Genomic DNA, 23,715 nt, shown 5'->3' with positions numbered 1-23,715 from the left:
GATATTTGATGTCTGATGTCTGATGTCTGATGTTGGAAAGCCGACCTCTGAAAGCTGAAAGCTCAGGTCTGACATCTCATATCTCAAATCTGATATCTGATAGCTGCGTTTACTCATCTTCCTTGTTTTTGCGGTTACTGCTGCCAAAATTCCCCGCTCCGCGCCGCTGATCGCGTTTTCTGAAACTGCGAAACACTTCCCCGAATTTATTGTAATCTACCACGATGATAAAGCCTACCCCGGTTTCGATGATCTGCCCTTCAATGATTCCTTCCGTCTGGTTGCGGCGATAGGCCCGCAGGCGGTAACGCCCATCGCGCGAAAGCATGTATTCGATATTTACATTGCTGGCGAGCTGTGCTGCATTCTGGTTGGTATTGGCACCTTCCAATGCAAAATTGTTGCCTACGGTAACGCTGAGGCGGTCATTCAACAGCCGCTTGGTAAAAGCTACATTTAAATCGGTCTTGCTCTTTTCCTGGCCCGTGGAGTAGTCTTCCTGCGATGTAAGATCAAAATTAATGTCAACACCTTTTATCAGATCGGAGGCAAGGTTGTTCAGCTGTTCTGTAAGGAGCTTGCTTACACTCTGCCTTGCCAATGCGCCCGCGGAAGTGCCGCCCGCAAGACTTTCAAAAGGGTTGTCGGAGATAAACCGGTTGAGGGCCAGCAGGGCAAATACCTGTTTGTTTAATTCACTTTCATTGGCATTGACCTGCTGCAGCCGGGTATAAACAATGCCGTTAAAGGCGTTACGTTCGCTTTCGCGCATATCGATCTGGAAACCGATCTTCGGCTTTAGCAGCTCACCACTCATTTTAAGGTAGACATAAAAAGGAAGCTTTTGCCGGTACATGGTGCGGTTGGTGCTGCTCTCTGATTCGAGCTGCGCGGCCACAAGATCGATGGGCGATGTATTGACTTCGTAAATAGCGGTGATATCTGCATTGGCTTCCGTTGGGGCGCCTGTCCATTGTATAGAGCTGCCCTGCTGGATCTTAAATTCCCGTTTGGCCAGTCCGCCAATGGTAAGATTATAGCCTCCTTCGGTAATCTCGTACCGGCCGGTTAAGGTAGTACGGCCGCTGGGATCCATCTGGAGGCTGAGGTCGGCTTCTCCCTTTACACGCAGGGCATCGCCGCTCTGTGGGTCTACTACGATGGTGATCTCAGCGTCCTTGTTGATCGTGATATCCCCCGAAATATCCAGGCCCCTGATGGGCGACCGGGTCAGGCTATCCACATTGATGGGCTGCCGCCCGTTGAGCGGGGGCGCATCCTTATCTATAAATTCGACAACCCCCTCCTGGCTGGATACCAGCGGATCATCATCGGGGATCACGAAATTGAATTTTGTTCCCTTATTGATGCGGGTTTGCATGGTTACCTTGGGTTTGTTGAGGTCGCCGGTGATCCGCGCATTTAAGGTTACCAGCACTGTACCAAAGAAGAGCTCGTTGTCTTTAGCGGTGGAGTTCATAACCCTGAAGTTATTGGCACGGAGGGTAAGGTTGAAGCGGGGATTGGAAAAATCGCGCAGGCCAATGGTTCCGTCCAGTGTCAGCGGCTGGTTGGATGAGTCCCTCACGGTAAATTTATTAAAGGAAATACCGGACCCTGTGAAACGTACGGTTTCATCTTTGAGCTGGTAGTACCCGTTGAGCTGGGTAATGTTCAGCCCCGCGTCTTTAAAGGTGAGCGCACCCTGGATCGCCGGTTTGCTTACCGGGCCTTTCAGGGTCAGGTTCCCCGTAAGGGTTCCTTTGCCGTTTCTTATCTGGCCACCGGTCACGCTTTCGATATATTTGAGATCGATTTTATTAACGGCAACGTCCAGGTCCAGCGAGCTGGCAGGCTGGGTATAATAGAACCCGGTAATGGCCAGGTTGTGCAAACCGGATAAGCGAATGTCCGCCTGGTAGGCATTGGCCGTGTTGTTGTTTATTTTTATGGATGCATCGCCCAGGGCATCTCTCTGATACCGGAGCTGGTTGATGGTGAGGTTGGCTTCAAATTTTGGTCCCGACGGTTCGGGAGTGGCAATATCTGTTATATCTACGGTGCCATTAAGCTTTCCGCCAACCATGGCCGTGTCCTGGTCTGCATAACGGGTTAAGGTTTCCAGCATAAAGTTGGTGAATTGCACATTCACCGGGGCATTGGGCTGGGCAGACCTGCTGTTGACCGCCAGCGATTGGCCGCTGTTGCTGATTTCAAAGTTGCGCACATAAACGCCCGCTTTTCCATATTGGATCAGGTTGTCTGCCGCTACCTTCCAGGGGTCGTAGTTGAGCAGGAGCTTTTGGGGGTCCAGGGTAAACTGGTAGGTTTGATTGAGTGATTTAAACTGCCCGCCAATACGGTATTTGTCTTTATTGGCGTGATCCCTCAGGAAGACGTTTACATTCAGCAGGTTGTTGAGCGCAGCCCCGCTTACTTCGGCATTGTATAAATGAATGGAAGGACTTTGGATCTCTTTAATGTTGAGCGCGTAATCCAGTGTTGCAGAGTCGATGTTGCCCGCCTTCAATACAATGTTTTTGACATCGAAACTATCATAGACCAGATGTGGAAAGGAAGCGTTAAGGAGGAGGCTGTCGCCCTGCGTATTAATGACCCCGCTGATGGCGGAGGGGGCCAGTGTGGTAAGCTGCGGTACAAAATTTTGAATCAATTTTGGATCCGTAATGGCCACCTGGAACTGCATTTGCTGCGGGGCGATTTTTTTTGTGGGAGCAAATGCATAATATTTATTGATCTGGTTGATGAAGGCCTGGCCGATCTGCGTTAGCTGGTATTTGCCATTGAACTGTGCCGACATGAAATCTGATTGCAGCGATAATGCATTGTGTTCTTTGGTAGCTACGGCGCTAAGCGTTAGCGTGTCTATATTATAAATGGATTCATTAAATCCGATCTGAACGCTTTTGAGCGTTGCCGATCCGTTCAGGTAATCCGGATCTAAAGAGCTGAAGTCCATATCAACCAGCCCCGCCAATTTCAGCGGATCTGCATAGAAATTCAGTTTTTGAAGATCGATGTTTTTCAGATCGGCAGTTCCTTTTATGGCCGGTGCGCTCTTATTAAGGTCCACTCTTGTATCCAGCACAAAATGTGCGTTGCTATCGGTGCTGGCGGCATTAATGGTTGCAATATTGCCGGCATAGGAGCCCTCCAGTTTGATGTCTTTGTAGTCGTATTTGTTGTATTTGGCATGGTAGATGGTGCCGTTTAGTTTGGCGCGCATCTTTTTGGGATCGAGGCTTTGGCCGCTTATATTAGCCAGCAGGGAAACTGTCCCTATCTGGTCCTGTTGTTTTAATAAACGCCCCAGGTTAAAGGTGTTCAGCTGTATTTTGGCACGGTAGGTCTCGCGGTTTTTGGGACCGCCCATGGCTGCCTGCAGCTGCGCGCCGCCCATATCTGTTTTTAATTGCAATGCCGTGGTGAAATTGGTAATACTTCCGTTGAACGTTCCGTTTGCAGAAAGATAGGCGGGCAACTCAATACTTTGTGGCATAGATGTGGCGGGCATCAATGCAAACAGGTCGTTTTTGGATGTTTGCAGTTTGCGGATGTTGAGGTTGAAGACGGTTTTGTCCATATCCGGCAGTCCCCGGATGCCGCCTGCAATATCGATGCGGGTACTGTTTAAGCCCTGCACCTGTAACTTTTCAATATCAAGATCATTCAGGTATCCGGTGAAGGCGGCTGCAACATGAATTTGCCGGCTCCGGTAACTCGCAGACACGGAGGGCATCAGGTAATAAAGATCCTGCATGCCAATAATGGTATTGTGGAACTGCACGTCCATCTTTACTTTTTCGGGGTGCCTGCTCAGGTCGTCCTGAGATGTATAGCTCAGCAAACTGTTGTTGTCGATTTGGGTATAAGGTGTTTTTAAGATAAATCCATCCACCTTTAATTGCCGGTCATCGTATACGATGTTTCCTTTTAGATCATTGAGCACAAAGCCGCTGGTGTCTTTGAGCTTTCCTCCCAGCAGGGCGGCTTTAATACCGCTGCTGTCTATGGAGATGTTATTGCCCGTAAGGCCCAGGTCTTTTATATTGAGGTGGTTGAAATCCAGGTGACCCGGAGTGGACTTTTCGGACAGGTTATCGAACCGTACCTGGTTATTGGCGAGGATCACTTTGCCCAGCGTTAAACCAAAGGGTGATGCAGCGGCGCTGTCGGCTGCGGTTTTGATGGCTTTTTCATTGGATGGGGTGGGGCGATAGGCAAAATTGATCCGGGAATTTTGCAGCAGCAAACCGGAGGACCGGTAGATGCCGTTGGTGAGGTCAAGGGCCAGGTTTGCCAGTTGAAAGCCGCCCAGGTCTGTTACCGCCCGGGTATCCGACAGCCGGTCATCGTAATGGAGCGATACCTTATCCAGCGTCAGTTTTCCAAATTCGATGAGGGGCAGCCGCCCGCTTTGTTCGTCGGCCGTTTTATCGATCTCCGCATCCACTTTTTGCTGTAATACGGTAAGTGGCTTGTTTTGGAAATAGTGCAGCTGCGTATTTTTAAGAGTAAGCGCATTTAAGGCATAATGCATCTGCTCCAGGTCGAAGGTTTTTACACGGGCATCCAGCTGCCCCAGGTAAACCCCTGCATCATTGCCCGCCACATCGTCTTTAAACCGGATACGGATATCATTAAATGTGATCTTATCCAGCCGGAATCTGAGGGTGGACGTTGTGTCTTTTTTTTCATCTTCGGGTGTTTTTTCTTCATTGGATACCAGCGAATCTACAAGAAACTGGTAGTTGAATACCGTGTCCGGATGAAGGCGGTAAATATTCGCACGCACCGTACTAAGATCAATATTACTGACTTCTACCCGGTTCGATAAGAGGGCCAGCATATCCAGGTCTACCCCCAGTTTTTCTGCATAAAGCAGGGTGTCCTGTTTTTTATCGGCCACATAAAGCTTGTTCAGTTCCAGATCGCTGGGGAATCCGATGCGGATGCGCTCGAGACGGATCTCTGTATCGGTCTTTTTTTTCAGGTAGGCTACAACTTTGTCCTTAATAAAATTTTGCACAAATGGCAGGTTCAGCGACAGGATGAGCAGGATGAGGAGCACAAGAATGCCCGCGAGTATTTTTGCGATGATCTTTATGCTTTTTTTTACTGCTTTGCTCAAGTGGTACAATGGGTTAATAGGATAATGAACACAATGCTGTGCTGTTTCTGCAAACCTAACAGATTTCTCAGTTTCTGCCTGATTTTTAGATGGAATTCTCCAAATATTAAACCAAAATCTCCCGTTGTTAAATTTCGGCCGCCAGCGAAAAAATCAGGAGGTATGGGATGGTTTGGCCTGGAATTGGCGGTGTTTAAACGAGGCAGCGCAACCTGACTTCCGCTTTCTAAAATAACAGGTATGAAAAGTTTTCTGTTTTGCGCCTTCCTGGCGGGCATGGTATTGCTTCAAAGCTGCAACGCCGTAGAAGCTATTTTTAAAGCAGGGATGTGGTGGGCCTTTTTCCTGGTAGGGATCGTGTTCCTGGGAATATTCCTGCTGCTGCGGCGGAAGTAAGCGATTGCACTCTAAAAGTTACGTATCTTAGTCGCAATCAGTTTACACATGAAATTAAAGATCCTGTTTCTTTTAGGGATGGTAATGGCTATAGTTACCCTCCATGCCCAGACAACCCCTGCTGAAAAGACAAAATGGTTTACGGATGCCCGTTTCGGAATGTTCATTCACTGGGGGCTCTACAGCGCCGCGGAAGGTATGTGGAAGGGGGAGCGCCTGAGATATGCTAATAATTATGCGGAATGGATCCGTTATCGTAACCGTATTTCAAAAGAAGAATATGGAACCCTTGCCAAACGCTTTGATTGGAACCGCATCAACCCCGAAGAATGGGTGTTGCTGGCAAAAAAAGCGGGTATGAAGTATATCACCATTACATCCAAACACCACGATGGTGTGGCGCTCTGGAACAGCAAGGTGAGCGACTATAACCTTACCAAACTAAGCGGCACCAACAGGGATGTGATCAAAGAGTTGGCAGCTGCCTGCAGGAAGCATGGCATCAAACTCGGCTTTTATTATTCGCATTGGGTAGATTGGGACCATCCTTATGGGTGGGATCATAATAAGGAGCTGACGGGGATCAAAGATGAAGATTACAATAAGTACTGGCAGGAGAAAGTAATTCCACAATTGAGGGAATTGCTGACCAACTATGGGGATATTGCGATGTTCTGGTTTGATATGTGGCTGGGTTATAAACAAACGGTGGTGAAAAAGGAGCAGCTGGACCAGGTAGTGCACCTGATACGGGAGCTGCAGCCCAACTGCCTGATTAACTCCCGTATCGGCTTGCCTTCCTCAGATCCGGGTGTTGACTTTGAGTCAAAGGGCGATAATGAATTTGGTTCGGCCTATACGGCGCACCCCTGGGAAACTTCTGGCACTATTGCACATTCCTGGGGATATTATGGCCAGGAAAATGAATGGAAATCGACCAGCCAGTTGCTGCAGTCGCTAATCGGTAATGTGAGTCTTAACGGCGATTTTACCCTGAACATTGGTCCGCGTGCAGACGGATCCATCCCTTATGAAGGCACACGCCGCCTGGAAGATATGGGCAAGTGGCTTTCAAAGAACGGCGAAGCTATTTATGGCTGCACCGGCCTTGATCTGCGTGCCGGCCAGCACGACTGGGGAAGGATCACCACCAAAACAATAAAGAATAAACAATTGGTGTACCTGCATGTATATAACTGGCCACTGGATAAAATATTGCGCCTGTCGGGTATTTTATCCAGACCCGAAAAAGCGACACTGATCACCACCGGGGGGAGAATGCCGCTGCGATTTACACAGAGCGGCCCGTTAACGCATATTCAACTGCCGCAACAGGCGGCTGATCCTTTTGTTTCGGTGGTGGTTTTGCAATACCCTGACCCGGTAAAACTCGATGGCGAAATGGTACCCGAGTCTACCTTTGGTGGTTTTGCACTTACAGCTTCCAATTTGTGGGAGCATACATCGGGTTTTAAACGGGTGCGGTATGACGGACTACGCCCCACACACCTGGTGATGGATAAAGAAGGTACATTAAGCTGGGAGGTATATATACCTCAGGCGGGCAACTACCGGGTAGATCTGTCGTATCATAATCATTCAAAAAATACCATACCGGTATCGGTGCAGGCTACAGATCAGCACCTGGAGCAACAACTAAAACCATCGGGTACCATTGTGGCAGAACCGCATTCCAGTTATACGGATGAGTTTGGAGACACTTCACTGGGGCAATTGCATTTTTCGAAGGCCGGATTTTACCAGGTGTCTTTTAAGGCGACCCCGGGGGCGGAAGGGCCTTTGTATTTTAACCGGATCTGGATCAGCAGCGTTGCAAAATAAGCGAAGTGACATTTTTGTATTATTGCGTTTTCCGGTAATTCCAGATGGCGAGGGTATTGAGGCCAATCGCAAACAGTAGCTCATAAATAAGGATCGGCAATATATCGCTGAAGGCACTTCCTTTCAGGATGATCATACGGACCGCTTTCATAAAATGGGTGATGGGCAAAAAGGCGGCTATTGACCTTGCCCAGGCCGGCATACTGTCTACAGAAGTAAACAGGCCGCTCATCAGAATAAAGATCATAATAAAAAAGAAAGCAATAAACATCGATTGTAATTGATTGTTGCTGATGGTGGACACCAGCAGGCCAAACCCCAGCAGGGCCGCCAGGTAAACGGCGGCAAGCAGGTATAACAGGATAAGGCTCCCTACGGGAACAATCCCATAAAAAAGCCGCGCAACCAGCAGTCCAATGGTCAGTACGATCATGCCAACGACCCAGAAAGGGATCAGTTTTCCCAAAATGAACTGCCATTTCTTTATCGGGGTTACATTGATTTGTTCGATGGTACCGATCTCTTTTTCCCGCACGATGTTCAGTGAAGAAAGAAATCCGCCTACCAGTGTAAGCAATAATACCAGCACGCCCGGAACGATGTACCAGGTAAATCGCTCATAGGGATTAAACCAGGCGGTGGAGGAAATATCGATCCCTGCGGGGCCGGCCATGGGTTGGCCATTGCTCATCAGCCGGATGTCCTGGTTAAAATCTCTGATAACCGTAAGCAGGTAAGCAGAGCCGATCCCCGATTTGGTACCGTTAATGGCATCTGCAGTAATATTGAGCGGCTGACGGCCTTCTCTTAAGAGGTTGCGCTCAAATGATGCCGGTATTTCCAGGATGATATCGGCAGTGCCGTTTTCCAGGGTAAACATGGCCTGCTTATAAGCGGGTGCAACGGTTACGATCCTGAAATATCCGGACGCGCCTATTTTGGAGATCAGTCTTTGCGCGTAGCTGCTGTGGTCCTGATCAACGATTGTAAGGTTGATGTTTTTTACATCAAGATCCATGGCAAGCGGTAATACGCCTAATTGGATCACCGGTAGCATAAACATCATCACCAGGATGGTTTTGTTCCGGAACATCTGGCGGAATTCTTTCTGTAATATGAAGCGGAGCGTTCTCATGTTAACCTGGTTTTGAATCGTTTTACAGTGATGGTTAAAAGCAGGATGGTCATGATGCAAAGAACCCCCATTTCTTTCCATACATAGGCCAGCCCAAGACCTTTGAGCATTACTGATTTTACGGCGGCATAATACCACCTGGCGGGTACAAGGTTAGAGATCCATTGAAATGGTAAGGGCATGTTCTCCAGGGGGAAAATGAACCCGGTAAAAATGATGGTTGGCAGCATTAACCCCATCATGGAAATAAGGAGCGCTGTTTGCTGGGAGCTGGTGGCATTGGAGATCAGCAGCCCGAAGGAAAGACTGGTGGCAATAAAGAGGAGGGTGATCACAAACAGGAGCAAAAGACTTCCGGCTAAAGGAACGTTTAATACATAAACAGCCAGCAGAAGAATGACGGAGAAGTTGACCAGCGACAGCAACAGGAAGGGGACCGCTTTGGCCACCAATACCATCGCCGGTTTGAACGGGGATACCAGCAGTACTTCCATAGTGCCGGTTTCCTTTTCCCGGACCACCGCTACCGAGGTTAGTGCTGTGCAAACGATCATCAGGATAAGCGCCAATACGCCCGGTACAAAATTGATGGAGCCATTGCCTTCTTCATTGTACATCATGCGCAGTTCCGGTATAATGGCAAGCGGTGAAGATACTGCGGTTAAATGTTCCTGCTGAAAATCCTGTACAATGGCGCTGATATACCGGGTAACCGTTTTTGAAATATTCGGTTCTGAACCGTCTGTGAGTACCTGAAACCCTGCCCGCTGTGTGTTGATGAGGTCGCTGCTGAACCCGGAGGGGAAGATCAGGGCAGCTTTGATATGCCCTTTTTTGAATTCGTTTTCTATTTCGGTGGGCGACAGTTGCTTTTCCTGCACATTGAAAAGCGCGGATGATTTTAGCCGGGTAACCAACTGTTGGGCCAGGACGTCGCCGGAAGTATTGATAACAACAAGGTCCGTATTTTTTACTTCACTGGTAAGCGCATAGCCAAAGAGCAGGATCTGCACCAGGGGCAATCCAAACAGGATAAGGAGGGTGCGCCTGTCGCGGAATACATGGTAAAATTCTTTGCGGATAAAAACGAGTAGCTGTTGCATCTTCTTTCGGATTGTTAAACAATTGTACCGGGCACTGCGGAACCTGCTGCTTTTAAAGATCCTTGCGCCGGGCCGTTCGGGCCAGCCGGTAAAATACTTCGTCCATATTATCACAGCCAAACCGTTGCATCAGGTTGGCCGGTGTATCCAGCGCTTCTATTTTTCCGTCTACCATTATGGTTACCCGGTCACAATAGGCGGCTTCATCCATGTAATGTGTGGTTACAAAAATGGTTACCTCTTTTTCGGCGGCTTCATAAATCATATCCCAGAACTGGCGGCGGGTTACAGGATCTACGCCCCCGGTGGGCTCGTCCAGAAAAACGATCCGGGGCTGATGGAACAGCGCGATGGCAAATGCCAGCTTCTGCTTCCATCCCAGCGGCAGGCCGCTTACCAGTTTGGTAGCTTCTTTTTCCAGGCCCAGCGATTGCACCAGCTCGCGGCTCCGTTCCTTTATAACCTTAAGCGGAACACCGTAGATACCGCCAAAGAATTTTATGTTTTCCAGCGGGGTAAGATCGTCATACAGGGAAAACTTCTGGCTCATATAACCGATATGCTGCTTGATCTTTTCCTGCTGCCGGTATACATCAAAGCCGGCTACGGTGGCATGGCCGGAGCTTGGGTAGGAAAGCCCGCATAACATGCGCATCGCCGTGGTTTTTCCGGCGCCGTTGGCGCCCAGGAAGCCAAAGATTTCGCCCGGTTTCACGCTGAAGCTGATCCGGTCCACCGCCAGGAAATCGCCAAATTTCTTGGTGAGCTCGTGGCATTCAATGGCGGCGCTGCTTAAAGCAGGGGATGCCGGTTTATGGTTGATTGCGGGATTCATACGGTAATGAATTTGTTGTGGCCAGTCTTATGAAACAATCTTCGATAGTAGGCGCAATGGGTTGAACGGTTACTTGCCGGTGCGCCTTTGATTCCGCATATTCCCTGATAAGCGCCTGATCGTCTCCTGCATGCGGCCGGAGCGTTACATGCAGCCATTCTCCAAAAGCGTAGCAGCTTTCTGTCTGGCTCCAGGACCGGAGGTCTTTTAACAGCGTGTAGATGGAAGCTGCTTTAACGGCGTATAATGTTTCCGGAAAGGCGCCGGTGATCTGCGCGGGGGTGTCTATGTTAAGGATCTGCCCGGCTTGAATAAGTGCTATACGATCGCATAATACGGCTTCTTCCATATAGGGTGTGGATACGAGTATGGTGATGCCCTGTTGCTTCAGTTTTTGCAGCATTTCCCAAAACTCTCTTCGCGATACCACGTCCACACCGGTTGTCGGCTCATCCAGGAACAATACCGCCGGCTTGTGGATCAGCGCGCAGCACAGCGCCAGCTTTTGTTTCATTCCCCCCGAAAGTTTGCCGGCCCTGCGGTTTTTAAAGGGTTCGATCTGGTCGTAAATATCCTTTATCAGTTCGTATTGTGTTGCCACATTGGTGCCAAAAAGCGCGGCAAAAAAAGTGAGATTTTCCTGAACGGTCAGGTCCTGGTACAGTGAAAATTTGCCGGGCATATACCCAACCGTGCGGCGGATCTGTTTGAAGTCTTTTACAACATCGTACCCGGATATCCTGGCCTGTCCCCGGTCGGCCGGCAGCAGGGTTGTAAGAATGCGGAACAGCGTTGTCTTTCCTGCACCATCGGGCCCGATCAGACCAAACAGCTCTCCCTTTTTTACTGCCAGGGATACATCAGCCAGCGCGGGTACCGCTCCCTTATTATAGCTTTTACTTATGTGGTCGGCTATAATGGGCGTATCTCCGGGATCTGCTGACAGGGTGGTATATAAATTATCCTTTTTCATGAAACAGCACTTCACCGTACATTCCGATCTTTAGATAGCCGTCATTTTTGACCGTCACTTTTATCGCGTACACCAGGTTGGCACGTTCATTTTTGGTTTGGATCGTTTTGGGTGTAAACTCTGCCTTGTCGCTGATCCAGCTTATAATGCCCCGGTAGTTTTTGTAGGACTTATTGCCATTGTCTATACGAACGGTAACCGGTTGTTGCAGTTTAAGAGCCGGCAGCTGATCGCCGGTTATATAGGCCCTCAGTGTCAGCGTATCAAGGTTTGCGATCTTGTACAGGGGTTTCCCGATGGTGACCATCTCTCCCTGCAGCGCATATCTGGTTAACACAATACCTGCAATGGGGTTAATGATCTGTCCCCGTTCAACCTGTAATTGTGTTTGGGCTTTTGCTTTTTCGAGCGGCGCTCTTCCACTGAGGATGGTCCTGTTGCGGGTAGCGGCATTGGAGCTGTACAGGCTGATCTGCTGCCGGGTAACGGCCATTTGCTTCTGTGTTTCTATGATCCGGGCCTCCATGTCGTCCAGCTGTTTTTGAGGTGCGGCGGCGGCGGCAACAAGATTTTGCAGCCGGTGACGCTCTTTGTTCAGATTCTGCAAAATGGCCTCCTGAACGGCTAGCTGGCGTTGTGCTACACCTATCTCCTGGGCGGGAGATACTACCTGTTGCTGAAGAGCACTGATGCTTGCCTGGGTCTGTTCGCGCTGGAGCTGCTGTAAAGCAACATCGATCTGGCCAACCACCTGCCGATATTGCAGCGGGTCGCCCTCCCGGATCCCGAATTGCAGCACTGTGCCTGCCTGCTCTGCCGATACAATGACCTCATCCGCTTCAAAATTACCCGCAGCGTCAAAGTCCTTTTTATTGCCGTTGCAGGCAAGAAGGATCAAAAGAAGCCCACTGAGAAAATATGATTTCATATGCGTATTGTTTAGTATCCGGAAATTGTTTGATAAGTGATGCGGGCATTCAGCAATTGTACCTGGTGCAGGTTTTTTAACTGCCTTGCCGCGTGCTCGGCGTTAAGCTGCGTGATGTATTCATGTGTGGTGATGACGCCGTTTTCCAGCTGGGCCACGGCGGACCGCGTGACCTGTGTTCTTAAGGCAATGACCTCGTCATCCTGCAGCAGCAGCTTTGTATATTTGTTGATGGCATTGGTTTCTTTTGTTAAAGCGGCCTTTGTGTTTAGCAGGAATGTTTCCCTGTCTGCTTCCAGCTCCCTGCGGTTGAGCTCCATTATTTTTTTATTGTTCTGGTAGGTGTATAAACTACCCAGCGGAAAACTGAACCGGATGCCGCCAACAGCAAAAGCATCGAACGAATTTTTCAATACATTGAGCGCTGGACGGCCATAGCCGGCCTGCATGAAGGCCGCAACCCTGGGTGCCCAGCCGGTTGTCAGCGCTTTTTCCCGGAGCGTAACATTTTTTTTCTGCAGATCAAAGAGCCGGAGCTCAGGGCGGCGAATGGCCGTGTCGGGACCTGGAGGATCGGGCGGTACCAGGCGGGCCGGAACAGGGGCTCCGATAAACAGTGCAAGCGTTTCCCTGATGGTATTTTGATCGGAAATCATCTCGGCTGTACCCATATCCGCTTTGATCAGCTCTGCCTTTAATTCGGTTACGCTGACGGGAGCGGCGACTCCGTTTTGCGCAGCTGCCTTTGTTTTTTCCAGGGAAGAAGCAATGTTGTTTTTATAAATTTCCTGCTGCTGCAATTGGGCATCCAGCAACAGAATGGAAAAGAATAGTTGGGTAACCCGTTCCTTTACCGATTGAAAACTGATCTCGATTTGTTGTAACTGCATGGCCCCGCCGGTTTTTAAAAGTTCCTTTTGGCTTTTGGCAACACCTCCGTCGTATAGGGCCTGCGTTACCTCGCCCTGTATACGGTACTGATCCTTACTTAGCTCGGATACACCGGGCATTGCAACCGGGATCTTTGTAACGTCCGTTTGATAGGTAGCCTGTCCGTTGACGGACAGTTGCGGCAGCCAGGAACGGGTCGTGTTTTCAATAGCGTAACGGGAGCTTTGCCGGAGCAGGTCTTGTTTTTTTATCGCAGGGAAATTTTTTCTTGCCAGCTGATAACAGTCATCCAGACTGAGCGGCTGCCCCAAACTCCACAAGGGAAGCAGCAGTATAAAGCAGGATGTCCACCGTTTCATGTTTTTATATTTACTGTTTGATTGAATCATTTTACCTTTAACATGGCACGCATCCACTTTGGTACCAGCTTTTTCCGCTCTTCCATAAGCACAGGGAACTGTGTTCCGATCTTGGGGGAAATCACTTCCAGGCCCGGACGCATGGCAAAGGGAAAAATGCAGAGCGACATAATGTTAATAAAGAGTTGCTCCGGCGCTACATTGGGGTTTTGTTCTTTCAGCTGTTTGGCAAATGCGGAGTCCAGCACATGGTCCACCCCTTTTAAGAGTGCTGCAAATTTTTTTGGGGCATTGCGCATGGCATTCAGCACAAAGAGCGGCAGGTCCGGGTTGGCTGCCAGCATACTGATGTAGCGGTCTGAAATGATATGGATCTTGTCATCGAGTGAGGATTGCGGATCCTGGAGTACGGGGAGTATCAATCCAAAAAAGCTGCTTAGTTTTTCCTGCATCACTAATTCGAACAGTTTCTCTTTGCTGCGGAAATAGTAGTTCAGCAGGGCGAGGTTGATACCTGCAGCTTCTGCAATATCCCTTGTACGGGTTGCTGCATAGCCTTTTTCCATAAATACTTTCCGGGCGGCTTCCTTTATTTTCTCCTCGGAAGACAGCGCTTCCTGTTGTTTCTTTTTTGCCATTTCAGGGCAAAGTTGGGAAGAAAAAATAATTTAAACAAATTTTTTAATCAAATGATTAATTCTGATTAAAACCGGGAACTTCTTTGCTCTGTGATTTTTGTTTTAACTATGGGTTACTCCGGCTAAGGATCCTGCTAAAGCGGGCAATATCTGCCTCTGGAAGTAAAGGTTGCTGATGCAGCAGGTGCTCCACCAGCTGGTGGGCGAAATAAGGTGCCAGCGAGCAGCCCTTGGTGCCCATGCCGTTGAGAATGCCGATATTGGTATACAGGGGGTGAAAGCCGGCAAAGGGCCGGCGCTCTACGGTAGCCGGGCGCACCGAAGCTTTGTGGTCATGGATCTTAAAGGGAACTTTCAGCCATTGGTTTAATGTTTGTTCTGTCGAATACCGGAAATCTGTTGTAGGGTTGTCATTTTCAAAATCCCATATATTGTTGGTGCCTGCCCAAAATATCCCCGGTTCTGCCATAGGCGCCAGCAACATGGATTTTTTATACAGGTGACCATGCGGGAGTTCGGGAGCTTCGATGATCAGTGCTTCGCCCTTGTTCAGTGCAAAGGGCAATAGTGAAAAATAAGGATTGGCCGCCCCGGCTGCACCATCGCAAAACAGCAGTTTGTCTGCGGTATGATCCTTATAATGAACGGAGCCGCCTTCCACCCGGAGCTGCCCAAAATCGAGCGGCTCTTCCAGGAGCCGGTGCTGTTGTTTTAAAAAGGCACGCCAGGCCGGAAGCAATTGCTGCAGGTGCACGATATAAGCGGGCTCAATAAGGCCAATACCAAATTCGTAATTGAAATAATTAGTGTAAGGCGCCTCGTTTTCCAAAAGGGAAATATAGTCCTCTTTTTGAGCAAGCCTCCTAAGGAAACTTTCTTTCATAAAGGGGTTGGGAAAGAAATCGATGATAGCGGTTCGGGTGATGGCAGGCAGGTTAAGGAAGGCGCCCATTGCATTGTAAGCATTTTCAGCAAAAGGAATAATGACATCATCCAGCCATACTTTAACCACACGCCGCCCGGTTACAGGATTAATGATACCGGCCGCCACTTTTGAAGGCGTATTGGGCACGGCTTCGTCAATAAGAATAAAGTCAACGCCTGCCTGGTGACAAAACCAGGAGAGAAAAGTGCCACTGATGCCCTGGCCGATGATAATAACTTTTTGTATACTGTGATCCATTAATCTATGGGTTTATAACAAACAGCCTTAAACGCAAATGTAATTGATAATTACTGTTTGAGTGGCCATGGCTTGTCTTTACCGGATATTCTTCATCTTTGCGTATGCCAAATCCGTATTTCCGTTTTAAGCAGTTTGTTATTCATCAGGATCGCTGTGCGATGAAGGTAACCACGGATGCCTGTTTGTTTGGGGCCTGGGTGGCGCACCAATTAACGGATGAAACTAAAACGGTTCTGGATGTGGGTGCGGGAACGGGGCTGCTGTCATTGATGATTGCACAAGCCGGAAGCCGACTGGTCGACGCCATTGAAATACAGGAGCCCGACTATAAACAAGCCGGGGAAAATATTGCCCAAAGCGGCTTCCATACCGGCGTCCGGCTGATGCCGGGTAATGTGCTGGAGTATGTCTTTGATCGTACCTATGATGCTATTGTTAGTAATCCGCCGTTTTATGAAGGTGATCTGAAGGGCGGAAAACTGAATAAGAATATCGCGCACCACAGCGAAGCATTGTCCCTGCCGGATCTTCTTTCTTTTATCCGGAAACAACTGGCCGCGGATGGCCTTTTTTTTCTGCTGCTGCCGGCTAAAAGGGAGCAGGAGCTGGCGGCGCAGCTAAAGGCGTTTGATTTATATAAGAACCGCTGCTGTTATGTGCGGCAAACCGAAACACACGCGCCGTTCCGGATAATGATAAGTGGGTCCCTTAGAAAAGGAGATTATCAGGAAGAGGAAATCGTGATCCGTAAAGAAAACGAATATACCCCGGAGTTTAAAGCACTCCTGCAACCCTACTATCTGCACCTGTGATCAGGGAAGCAGTTCCGCCAGGGTTGTCAGGCCGGGCAACTGCAGGTCAATATCGAAATCGGGGAGCGGCATCGGTTCGTTGGTAGTGGTCAGGAACACGGTATGCATGCCGGCACTGCGGCCAAACTTCATATCCGAGCTATTATTGCCCACCATAATGGATCTGGAGAGGTCGATATCGGGAAAATCCTTAACGGCCTCCAATGCCATACCGGGGTTGGGCTTCCGGAAAAAATCGGTGGAGTTTACGGCTGTGGCATAATAGATGGCAGGTATATGCCCGTTGTTTTTCTTTACTTCATCGCTGAGCAATTGATGAATGGCGTGTAGTGCTTTTTCATCCATCAGTCCCTTGCCGATGCCGCGCTGGTTGGTGACAATGACTACGTGTTTAAAGTACCGCGTAAATTTTCCGATAGCCTCCGGTACGCCGGGATAAAATACGAATTCGCCTGTATGAAAAATATAACTACCGTCTTTTTCCTCGTTGATCACGCCGTCCCGGTCCAGGAATAGTGTCCAGCTCTTATCAATTTTGGTTAATGTAAAAGGTTTTTGTGCAAAATCGGACTGCGCCCGGAGGTAGTCCTGCGGAATGCCGATATCTATAAAATATCCATCGCCGGTAGTGCCTGAAAGCCCGCCTTCGGCAACCGCTTTTTCCAGGAAGTCGTTTTCAAAGGAAAACTTTTTTGGGAAGGGTTTTTGAAGAAATGCGGCTTTGTTAATCAGGTAAGTGCCGGCGTTGATCAGCCCGGTTTCATAAAACTGTTTTTCTTTGAAGCTGGTAATGGTGCCGGCTTCATTTAAGGTAACCACGCCGTAGCGGTCGAAGTGCTGCATCTGCTTCAATGCCAGTGTGCATACGGCTTTTGAAGCTATATGGGTTTGCTGAACTGCGTTCAGATCAAAAGCAAAAAAACTATCGCCGTTTACCGCCAATACGTTTTCTCCTTCGGCCTCCTGCAATGCCAGCCGGATGGCGCCGCCCGTACCCAGCGGCGTTGCTTCCACGCAAACCTTGTATGTTAACAGGGGAAACGCTTGCTGAAGCCAGGCTTCGATGGCTTCATGTTTATAGCCGAGACTGAAAATAAATTTCTGAACGCCCTGTTGCCGTAACCGGGTAATAACATAGTAAAGAAACGGTTTTTCCGCAACCGGGGCCATGCATTTAGGCAGGTCCGGTACGGCCTCTCGAAGCCGGGTGCCCAATCCGCCCGCCAGCACAATGGCCTCCTGTGCATTGTTCCAGTTTCCTTCCAAACGTTTTTGAAGCATTATTGTAGTGAATAGGGAATGGTGAATAGGGAATAGTAAACAGGGATAACCGTTTTACTCAATAAAATATTGTGCTTCTACCAGCTGGCAAATACTATGGCCCAGCAGCATGTGGCATTCCTGTATACGGGGGGTATCGGAGGATGGGATGTTGACCAGGAAATCGGAGGTCGTTTTCAGGATGCCGCCGCTGGCCCCGGTAAACCCGATGGTGGTCATACCCTTTGCCTTTGCCTGTTCAAAAGCCCGGACGATATTTTGTGAGTTTCCCGAAGTGCTGAGTCCAACGAGCACATCTCCCTTTTTGCCAATACCATCAATGATGCGGGAGTAGATTACATCAAAACTGTAGTCATTGGCAACCGCTGTAAGGTAAGAAGTATTGCAGTGTAGTGCTTCCGCCGGCAGGGCTTTGCGGTCCTTATAAAAGCGGCCGCTGAATTCGGCTGCAAGATGCTGGGCATCTGCGGCGCTTCCGCCGTTACCGCAGAAGTATACGCTGTTGCCATTCCGGAAGGCGGTTACAATGGCATTGACCGCCTGTGCTACTGTTTGCAGCAATGGCTCGTTTTCCAGCACCTGTTTTTTAACATCGATGGAAGCCTGCACCAGGGATTTGAGTTGATTATTCATAGCTAAACTGTCCAGGTTTTTAATCCGTGTTTTACAAACTGGTAGTTGCGGTACTGGCCGCCAAACTGGTCCAGGCTGGTTCGCACCCCGTATTTGGTATTGCCGGGGCAATAAAAAATCATAAAACCGCCTCCGCCTGCGCCACTGATTTTTCCACCGGAGGCCCCGTTTTTTTTGGCGGTATCATAAATGGTATCAATCAGCTCGTTATTGATACCTGCTGCCATACGACGTTTTTGTTCAAAACCAATATCGAGGATCCGGCCAATTTCATCCAGTTGGCCCTTCAGCAATGCTTCCTTCATCATCTGGGCCTGTTGTTTGAGCTGATGCATGGCTTCTATGGAATGACTTTTCTTTTCTGTTACGTTCTTGCTTTGTTCAATGATGATCTTTGCAGATTCCCTGCTGGTGGAAGTATAGTAAAGCAGCAGGTTGTTTTCCAGCTCATCCAGGTAGCGCTGCCGGATGCGCAGTGGGTTTACGATCACTTTATCGCTGCTGTAAAATTCCATATAGTTTACGCCTCCAAAAGTGGCCGCATACTGATCCTGACGCCCGCCGGCGAGCTGGAGGTCGCTGCGCTCGATTTCGTAGGCATAGTGGGCAATATCGTATTCGCCCAGGGGCAGCTGCAGCATTTCTACAAATGCGCCTACGATAGCTACCACCAAGGTAGATGATGTGCCCAGCCCGGATCCTGCGGGTGCATCTACATACGTGCTCAGGCGGAAGCCGTCCGTTGCAAAGGGGTAATCTTTCTGTATGCGGTTGTATACACCCTTCAGCAGGTCAAGCTTTCCATTTAATGGCAGCACAGAAGCCCGGTCAAAACATTCGGTTTCGTTCCGGTCCAGCGCTTCCAGCGTGATTTTGCCATCGGTGGTCCGCTCAATGGTGGCATTCGCATTCAGCGAGATGGTGGCATTCAGAATGGCGCCGCCAAATTCATCGCAATAGGGGCTAACATCGGTACCCCCGCCTGCCAGCCCAATCCTTAAAGGCGCTTTACTTCTGTGAATCATTTTTTGTTGATTTACCAGCCAGGTCAATAATGGCGTTGACCAGATGATCCCAGCTGTACTTTTCTTTTTCGGTGCGAAGATGTGGAATAAAGTGGGTTTCTCCTAATCGGAAATATTCAACAATAGCGTTTGCGATGGAACCGGCCTCCGGCTCCGCTACCAGCCCGCTTTTCAGATGCGGCACCAGCGCCGGTAACCCGCCTACATTGGTAACCACCATTGGCTTTTCGAAGTAATAGGCCAGGGGCGTTACCCCGCTTTGCGTGGCATTGCGGTAGGGCTGTACCAGCAGGTCGGCCGCGCATAGGTAATACCGTACTTCGCCATCCGGGATAAAGTCGGTCCGCAAAATAAGCTGGTCGCGGATGCCGAGGGTGTCGATCAGGGTCTGATAGCCGGCTTCATCTTCGTAAAACTCACCGGCGATCAACAATTTAATTTCTGATTTCTGATTTCTGATTTCTGGTTTCTGATCGCTACCGGGACTGATCTCTGATGTTTGATGTTTGATGTTTGAAACCGCTTCCAGCAACAGGTCCAGCCCTTTGTATTTCCGGATGAATCCGAAGAATAAAATGATCTTTTCATCTGCCGGCAGCTTTAAATGATTGCGGGCCTCTGTTTTGGAAACAGGCGTTCCAAAATTGTCGTACAGGGGATGTAATACCTGTAATGCCGGCTTTTGGGTAAAACTGCGCAGGTCTGCCATTACTTTATCGCTCATCGTAATAAAACCATCGCAGGCTTTTATAAAATAACGGGTGAAGGGGGCGTCCCCCGGGCGTTTTTCGTGGGGGATGATATTGTCGGCGATGCAGATGATTTTTGTTCTTTTGTTTTTCCGTACCCTTCTCAGAATGGTTCCCAATGCAGGCCCCATAAAGGGCAACCAGTAACGTACCACTATAATATCCGGCTGTTCTTTTGCTATATCGTTGCCCACCCTGATCCAGTTAATGGGATTGACGGCATTGATGCGGGTATGAATGGTAATGGTTTCGGGAGCCGGTTCATCGGTATACTGCGTTTTCCCGGGAAAAAGAAAGGAGGGGTATTGCAGCGAATAGGACCAGATCGAGCAATCGTGTCCCATATCGGCAAATGCCTTTGCAAGCCGGTGATTGAAGGTGGCCAGCCCGCCGCGCAGGGGATGCGCTGGTCCTATGATGATTACTTTTGGCATCAGTTCCTGTTCAAAATTTAAACCCGCCTATGAATCCAATCCCGTAGTTGCTTCAATTAAATAGCTATTGCGCCCCGGCGCGTTTCGTGAAATCAGTTCCCCGATAAACCCGGCCAGGAAGAGTTGTACGCCGATAACGACAGCCGTAAGGGAAATATAAAAACCCGGGCGGTTGGTGATCGAAAAATCGGCGCTAACGATCTTTGCAATAACCAGGTACAACGCGGAAAAAAAGCCGATCATGAAAAACAGCATTCCCCATACGCCAAAGAAATGCATGGGGCGTTTGGAAAATTTTCCTACGAAAGTGATGGACAGCAGATCGAGGAACCCGTTGATGAACCGGTCCCAGCCAAACTTGCTTACGCCGTATTTACGCTTGCGGTGTTCCACCACTTTTTCGCCAATCTTTCTAAAGCCGGCCCATTTGGCCAGTACGGGTATGTAGCGGTGCATTTCTCCATAAACCTCGATGCTCTTTATCACTTTTTTATTGTAGGACTTGAGACCGCAATTCATATCGTGCAGCTGAATACCGCTCATGCGGCGGTTGGCGGCGTTATAGATCTTTGAGGGAATGTTTTTTGTGAGGGTATTATCGTACCGTACCTTTTTCCATCCGCTCACCAGGTCGTACCGGTCATCCTTAATCATCCGGTATAATTCCGGAATTTCATCGGGGCTGTCCTGCAGGTCGGCATCCATCGTAATGACTACATCGCCCTGCGCCGCGCGAAAGGCCTCATTCAGCGCTGCCGATTTACCGTAGTTGCGCTGGAATTTGATGCCCCTGATCTGCGGGTTTTGTTCACGGAGCCGGCCAATCACCTGCCAGGAGTCATCCGTACTGCCGTCATCTACAAAAATGATTTCGTAACTGAAATGGTTTTCCTGCATTACCCTGTTGATCCACGTGGCCAATTCCGGCAATGATTCTTCCTCATTTAATAAAGGTATAACTACAGAAATATCCATTTTTAATTTTTCTTTGACAAAGATAAGGTGCCTGCTATAGCTGTTGTAACAACTACGCCAATAAGTAAGAAGTCAAAAACTGTTCCTGCAATAACCATCGGTATAAAATATTTGCGGGTATCCTTTGCCTGTTGGTCAATTTCCAGGGGGGTCCGGTCTCCCGGGGTTTTCAGCTGGACCTCTTTCTGCATGGCTACCGCTTCATCCATTTTCTTTGGGTTTGCCACCCAGAATATCCAGGTGTATACTACCATTAGCAGGGTGGCCACTATAAAGCACCGGAATCCTTCATTAAATAAGGCGCCAAATGTTTTGTTGCCTTTAGTGCGGTACATTGCCCATACAATTCCTGCTCCATAAAGAAGGTATCCAATAAAATGCAGGGGCGAATTATCCGGCGTTCCTGACAGCTGCAGGATGAATCCTGCCAGGATCATTAGAATACCTGTTACGAGCCCCTTCCTGGTTGCGTTTGAAATCATGTGTTCTGAACTAAATTGAAAGATTCGTCTGGTTATTATGTACAATGCCCCATGGTTTGCCGGTAAGCGGCCTGCCCGTAAATGCGGAATTGCTGCTCTGTGAGCGAATTGCATCGGTCGTCAGTTCCCATTTTTGGGAAGGATTGAAAACCGTCAGCGAAGCTGTGGCTCCCTCCTCAATGGAGGGTACCGGCAGGCCGAGGATCTTGCGGGGATTGATAGAGAGGAGCTCTACCCAACGTTCCTGTGGCACTTCTGGCAACACCGTGTTGCCCACCGCATAAACCGTTTGCAGACCGATCATGCCGTTTTTTGCATATTCAAACTCCACCATTTTGTGATCCTTATTGTAGGGGATATGATGGCTGGCAATACAGTCGATGGTGCCGTCCACAATCCCTTTTTGCAGGGCTTTGCGATCATCGGCCGTGCGCAGGGGTGGGTTCAGCTTGAGGTTGGTATCGTAGGTTTGAAGATCTTCTTCTGTAAAAAACAGGTGTGCGGGCGTTATGGAAACGGTCACATTTGTTTTTTTCTGCCGGGCCTCCTTTATCAGTTTTAAGGAAGCTGCGGTGGTAACGCCCGTAAGGTGCAGGCGGGATCCGGCGTATGCGGCCAGTTTCAGGTCCCGGGTAATCAGCAGTTCTTCTGCTATGGCCGGTTTGGCCTGCAGGCCCAGCCTTGTGGAGGTAATGCCTTCGTTCATCAGTCCGTGAGGCTGAATATCTTTATTGTCCGGCAACTGGATCAGCACCCCGTTAAAGGGTTTTATGTATTGCAGGGCTTTTACCATGATATCTGAAGACTGGATGGCGTTTTTGCCATCTGTAAAAGCGATGGCGCCGGACTGCCGCATGTCATAAATTTCGGCCAGCTCCTTACCCTCGGTATTTTTGGTAACGGCGCCCAGCGGATGAATGCTTACCGGCAGCGGTGCGGCTTTTGCCCGGATGTATTCTACGATCGATTTTTGGTCGATGGCCGGTTTGGTATTGGGCACAATACAAATGTCGGTAAAGCCACCGGCGGCGGCGGCGGCGCTTCCGCTGGCCAGTGTTTCGCGGTACTCGTACCCCGGATCGGCAAAATCAGCAAAGAGGTCCACCCATCCCGGGCTTACATGCAGACCTTTGCCATCAATTGTTTTAACGCCTTTGGGGCTCAGATTTTTACCAATGGATTGAATGATTCCGTTTACAATAAGGATATCAGCTGTGCGACCATTAAAAGAAGATGTGGGGTCGATGATCTTGGATTGCTTAATGAGCATTTTCATTAAGGTGCGAAGATAAGGTCAATTTCTGATTTTTAATGGAATATGCAGGATCTATTAGCATGTTTGGGTATAAATCAGGGCCATTTCTTCTGTCATTAACTTAAAAACCGGTGAAAACGGAAAATGTAAAAATGTTCCGCCCTTCTTTTGACTTGGAATGGGAAAATATATTATATTTGCAGCCCTTCCGATAACCCCGGTATGACGGAGGTAAAACAGTTCGGGACGTAGCGCAGCCCGGTAGCGCACTTGCATGGGGTGCAAGGGGTCGCTAGTTCGAATCTAGTCGTCCCGACACTTAAAGAAGCTCAGCAGCAATGCTGGGCTTTTTGATTTTATGCCGGTAGCGCATCCCGCTTTGGCGGGAGGGTCGCTAGTTCGAATCTAGTCGTCCCGACACTTAAAGAAGCTCAGCAGCAATGCTGGGCTTTTTGATTTTATGCCGGTAGCGCATCCCGCTTTGGCGGGAGGGTCGCTAGTTCGAATCTAGTCGTCCCGACACTTAAAGAAGCTCAGCAGCAATGCTGGGCTTTTTGATTTTATGCCGGTAGCGCATCCCGCTTTGGCGGGAGGGTCGCTAGTTCGAATCTAGTCGTCCCGACACTTAAAC

The 23,715-nt window shown here is 49.1% G+C and carries 19 protein-coding genes and 1 tRNA gene; 4 read left to right on the top strand and 16 right to left on the bottom strand.

Annotated elements, in window-relative coordinates; all coding sequences use genetic code 11:
* Positions 1-109 precede the first annotated feature (109 nt).
* Entirely contained in the window at positions 110-5,152 is a 5,043-nt protein-coding gene (locus GGU45_RS17155; protein ID WP_435226803.1) for a translocation/assembly module TamB domain-containing protein, read from the bottom strand.
* Positions 5,153-5,392: 240 nt separating this feature from the next.
* On the opposite strand from GGU45_RS17155, the gene GGU45_RS17150 reads away from it, so the two are divergent.
* Entirely contained in the window at positions 5,393-5,548 is a 156-nt protein-coding gene (locus GGU45_RS17150; RefSeq protein ID WP_435226801.1) for a hypothetical protein, read from the top strand.
* A 48-nt stretch (positions 5,549-5,596) separates the two neighbouring features.
* A complete protein-coding gene (locus GGU45_RS17145) occupies positions 5,597-7,390 on the top strand; it encodes an alpha-L-fucosidase (protein ID WP_435226799.1) in 1,794 nt (597 codons plus the stop codon).
* A 19-nt stretch (positions 7,391-7,409) separates the two neighbouring features.
* On the opposite strand, the gene GGU45_RS17140 is transcribed toward GGU45_RS17145, so the two are convergent.
* From GGU45_RS17140 to GGU45_RS17105, 8 genes are all read right to left on the bottom strand, one after another.
* Complete coding sequence (locus tag GGU45_RS17140) at positions 7,410-8,525, bottom strand: ABC transporter permease (RefSeq protein WP_435226797.1); 1,116 nt, start codon at positions 8,523-8,525, stop codon at positions 7,410-7,412.
* A complete protein-coding gene (locus GGU45_RS17135) occupies positions 8,522-9,628 on the bottom strand; it encodes an ABC transporter permease (RefSeq protein ID WP_435226795.1) in 1,107 nt (368 codons plus the stop codon). Before GGU45_RS17135 ends, GGU45_RS17140 begins: the two co-directional genes overlap by 4 nt.
* A 52-nt stretch (positions 9,629-9,680) precedes the next feature.
* On the bottom strand, positions 9,681-10,463 hold the full coding sequence (locus GGU45_RS17130) for an ABC transporter ATP-binding protein (protein ID WP_435226793.1): 783 nt from the start codon (positions 10,461-10,463) through the stop codon (positions 9,681-9,683).
* The gene (locus GGU45_RS17125) at positions 10,441-11,436 is read right to left on the bottom strand and encodes an ABC transporter ATP-binding protein (RefSeq protein ID WP_435226792.1); all 996 of its coding nucleotides are present in this window, start codon (positions 11,434-11,436) and stop codon (positions 10,441-10,443) included. Before GGU45_RS17125 ends, GGU45_RS17130 begins: the two co-directional genes overlap by 23 nt.
* Positions 11,423-12,364, bottom strand: a complete 942-nt coding sequence (locus GGU45_RS17120; RefSeq protein ID WP_435226790.1) for an HlyD family secretion protein — start codon at positions 12,362-12,364, stop codon at positions 11,423-11,425. Before GGU45_RS17120 ends, GGU45_RS17125 begins: the two co-directional genes overlap by 14 nt.
* A gap of 11 nt (positions 12,365-12,375) precedes the next feature.
* The gene (locus tag GGU45_RS17115; RefSeq protein WP_435226788.1) at positions 12,376-13,614 is read right to left on the bottom strand and encodes a TolC family protein; all 1,239 of its coding nucleotides are present in this window, start codon (positions 13,612-13,614) and stop codon (positions 12,376-12,378) included.
* A gap of 26 nt (positions 13,615-13,640) precedes the next feature.
* Positions 13,641-14,252 carry a TetR/AcrR family transcriptional regulator gene (locus GGU45_RS17110; RefSeq protein WP_435226787.1) on the bottom strand — a complete coding sequence of 204 codons (612 nt, stop codon included), beginning with the start codon at positions 14,250-14,252 and terminating at the stop codon, positions 13,641-13,643.
* Positions 14,253-14,358: 106 nt separating this feature from the next.
* Positions 14,359-15,435 carry an NAD(P)/FAD-dependent oxidoreductase gene (locus GGU45_RS17105; protein ID WP_435226785.1) on the bottom strand — a complete coding sequence of 359 codons (1,077 nt, stop codon included), beginning with the start codon at positions 15,433-15,435 and terminating at the stop codon, positions 14,359-14,361.
* A 104-nt stretch (positions 15,436-15,539) separates the two neighbouring features.
* Between GGU45_RS17105 and GGU45_RS17100 the strand changes: the two genes are divergently transcribed.
* The gene (locus GGU45_RS17100; RefSeq protein WP_435226783.1) at positions 15,540-16,250 is read left to right on the top strand and encodes a tRNA1(Val) (adenine(37)-N6)-methyltransferase; all 711 of its coding nucleotides are present in this window, start codon (positions 15,540-15,542) and stop codon (positions 16,248-16,250) included.
* On the opposite strand, the gene GGU45_RS17095 is transcribed toward GGU45_RS17100, so the two are convergent.
* From GGU45_RS17095 to GGU45_RS17065, 7 genes are read right to left on the bottom strand one after another with little or no spacing between them, the layout of a single operon-like run.
* Positions 16,251-17,531 carry an HAD-IIIA family hydrolase gene (locus tag GGU45_RS17095; RefSeq protein ID WP_435226781.1) on the bottom strand — a complete coding sequence of 427 codons (1,281 nt, stop codon included), beginning with the start codon at positions 17,529-17,531 and terminating at the stop codon, positions 16,251-16,253.
* Between the two features lie 54 nt (positions 17,532-17,585).
* Entirely contained in the window at positions 17,586-18,164 is a 579-nt protein-coding gene (locus tag GGU45_RS17090; protein ID WP_435226779.1) for a D-sedoheptulose-7-phosphate isomerase, read from the bottom strand.
* A 2-nt stretch (positions 18,165-18,166) separates the two neighbouring features.
* Positions 18,167-19,189, bottom strand: a complete 1,023-nt coding sequence (locus GGU45_RS17085; protein ID WP_435226777.1) for a GHMP family kinase ATP-binding protein — start codon at positions 19,187-19,189, stop codon at positions 18,167-18,169.
* On the bottom strand, positions 19,173-20,372 hold the full coding sequence (locus GGU45_RS17080; RefSeq protein ID WP_435226775.1) for a glycosyltransferase: 1,200 nt from the start codon (positions 20,370-20,372) through the stop codon (positions 19,173-19,175). The genes GGU45_RS17085 and GGU45_RS17080 overlap by 17 nt, the downstream gene beginning before the upstream one ends.
* Positions 20,373-20,399: 27 nt before the next feature.
* Positions 20,400-21,347: a glycosyltransferase family 2 protein gene (locus GGU45_RS17075; protein WP_435226773.1), complete on the bottom strand. Its 948-nt coding sequence runs from the start codon at positions 21,345-21,347 to the stop codon at positions 20,400-20,402.
* 2 nt (positions 21,348-21,349) lie between these two features.
* Positions 21,350-21,829 carry a DUF4199 domain-containing protein gene (locus GGU45_RS17070; protein WP_435226771.1) on the bottom strand — a complete coding sequence of 160 codons (480 nt, stop codon included), beginning with the start codon at positions 21,827-21,829 and terminating at the stop codon, positions 21,350-21,352.
* Positions 21,830-21,839: 10 nt separating this feature from the next.
* Positions 21,840-23,105 (bottom strand): dihydroorotase, encoded by a 1,266-nt coding sequence (locus GGU45_RS17065; protein WP_435226770.1) that lies wholly within the window; start codon positions 23,103-23,105, stop codon positions 21,840-21,842.
* A gap of 221 nt (positions 23,106-23,326) precedes the next feature.
* On the opposite strand from GGU45_RS17065, the gene GGU45_RS17060 reads away from it, so the two are divergent.
* A tRNA-Pro gene (locus GGU45_RS17060) sits at positions 23,327-23,400 on the top strand.
* The last annotated feature ends 315 nt before the right edge of the window (positions 23,401-23,715 follow it).

Origin of the sequence: Niabella hirudinis (assembly GCF_051201075.1) — a bacterium.
In the GTDB taxonomy this organism is placed as follows: domain Bacteria; phylum Bacteroidota; class Bacteroidia; order Chitinophagales; family Chitinophagaceae; genus Niabella; species Niabella hirudinis.
The sequence above is the reverse complement of the archived record's forward strand: the minus strand, read 5'-3'. Positions and strand labels throughout refer to the sequence as shown.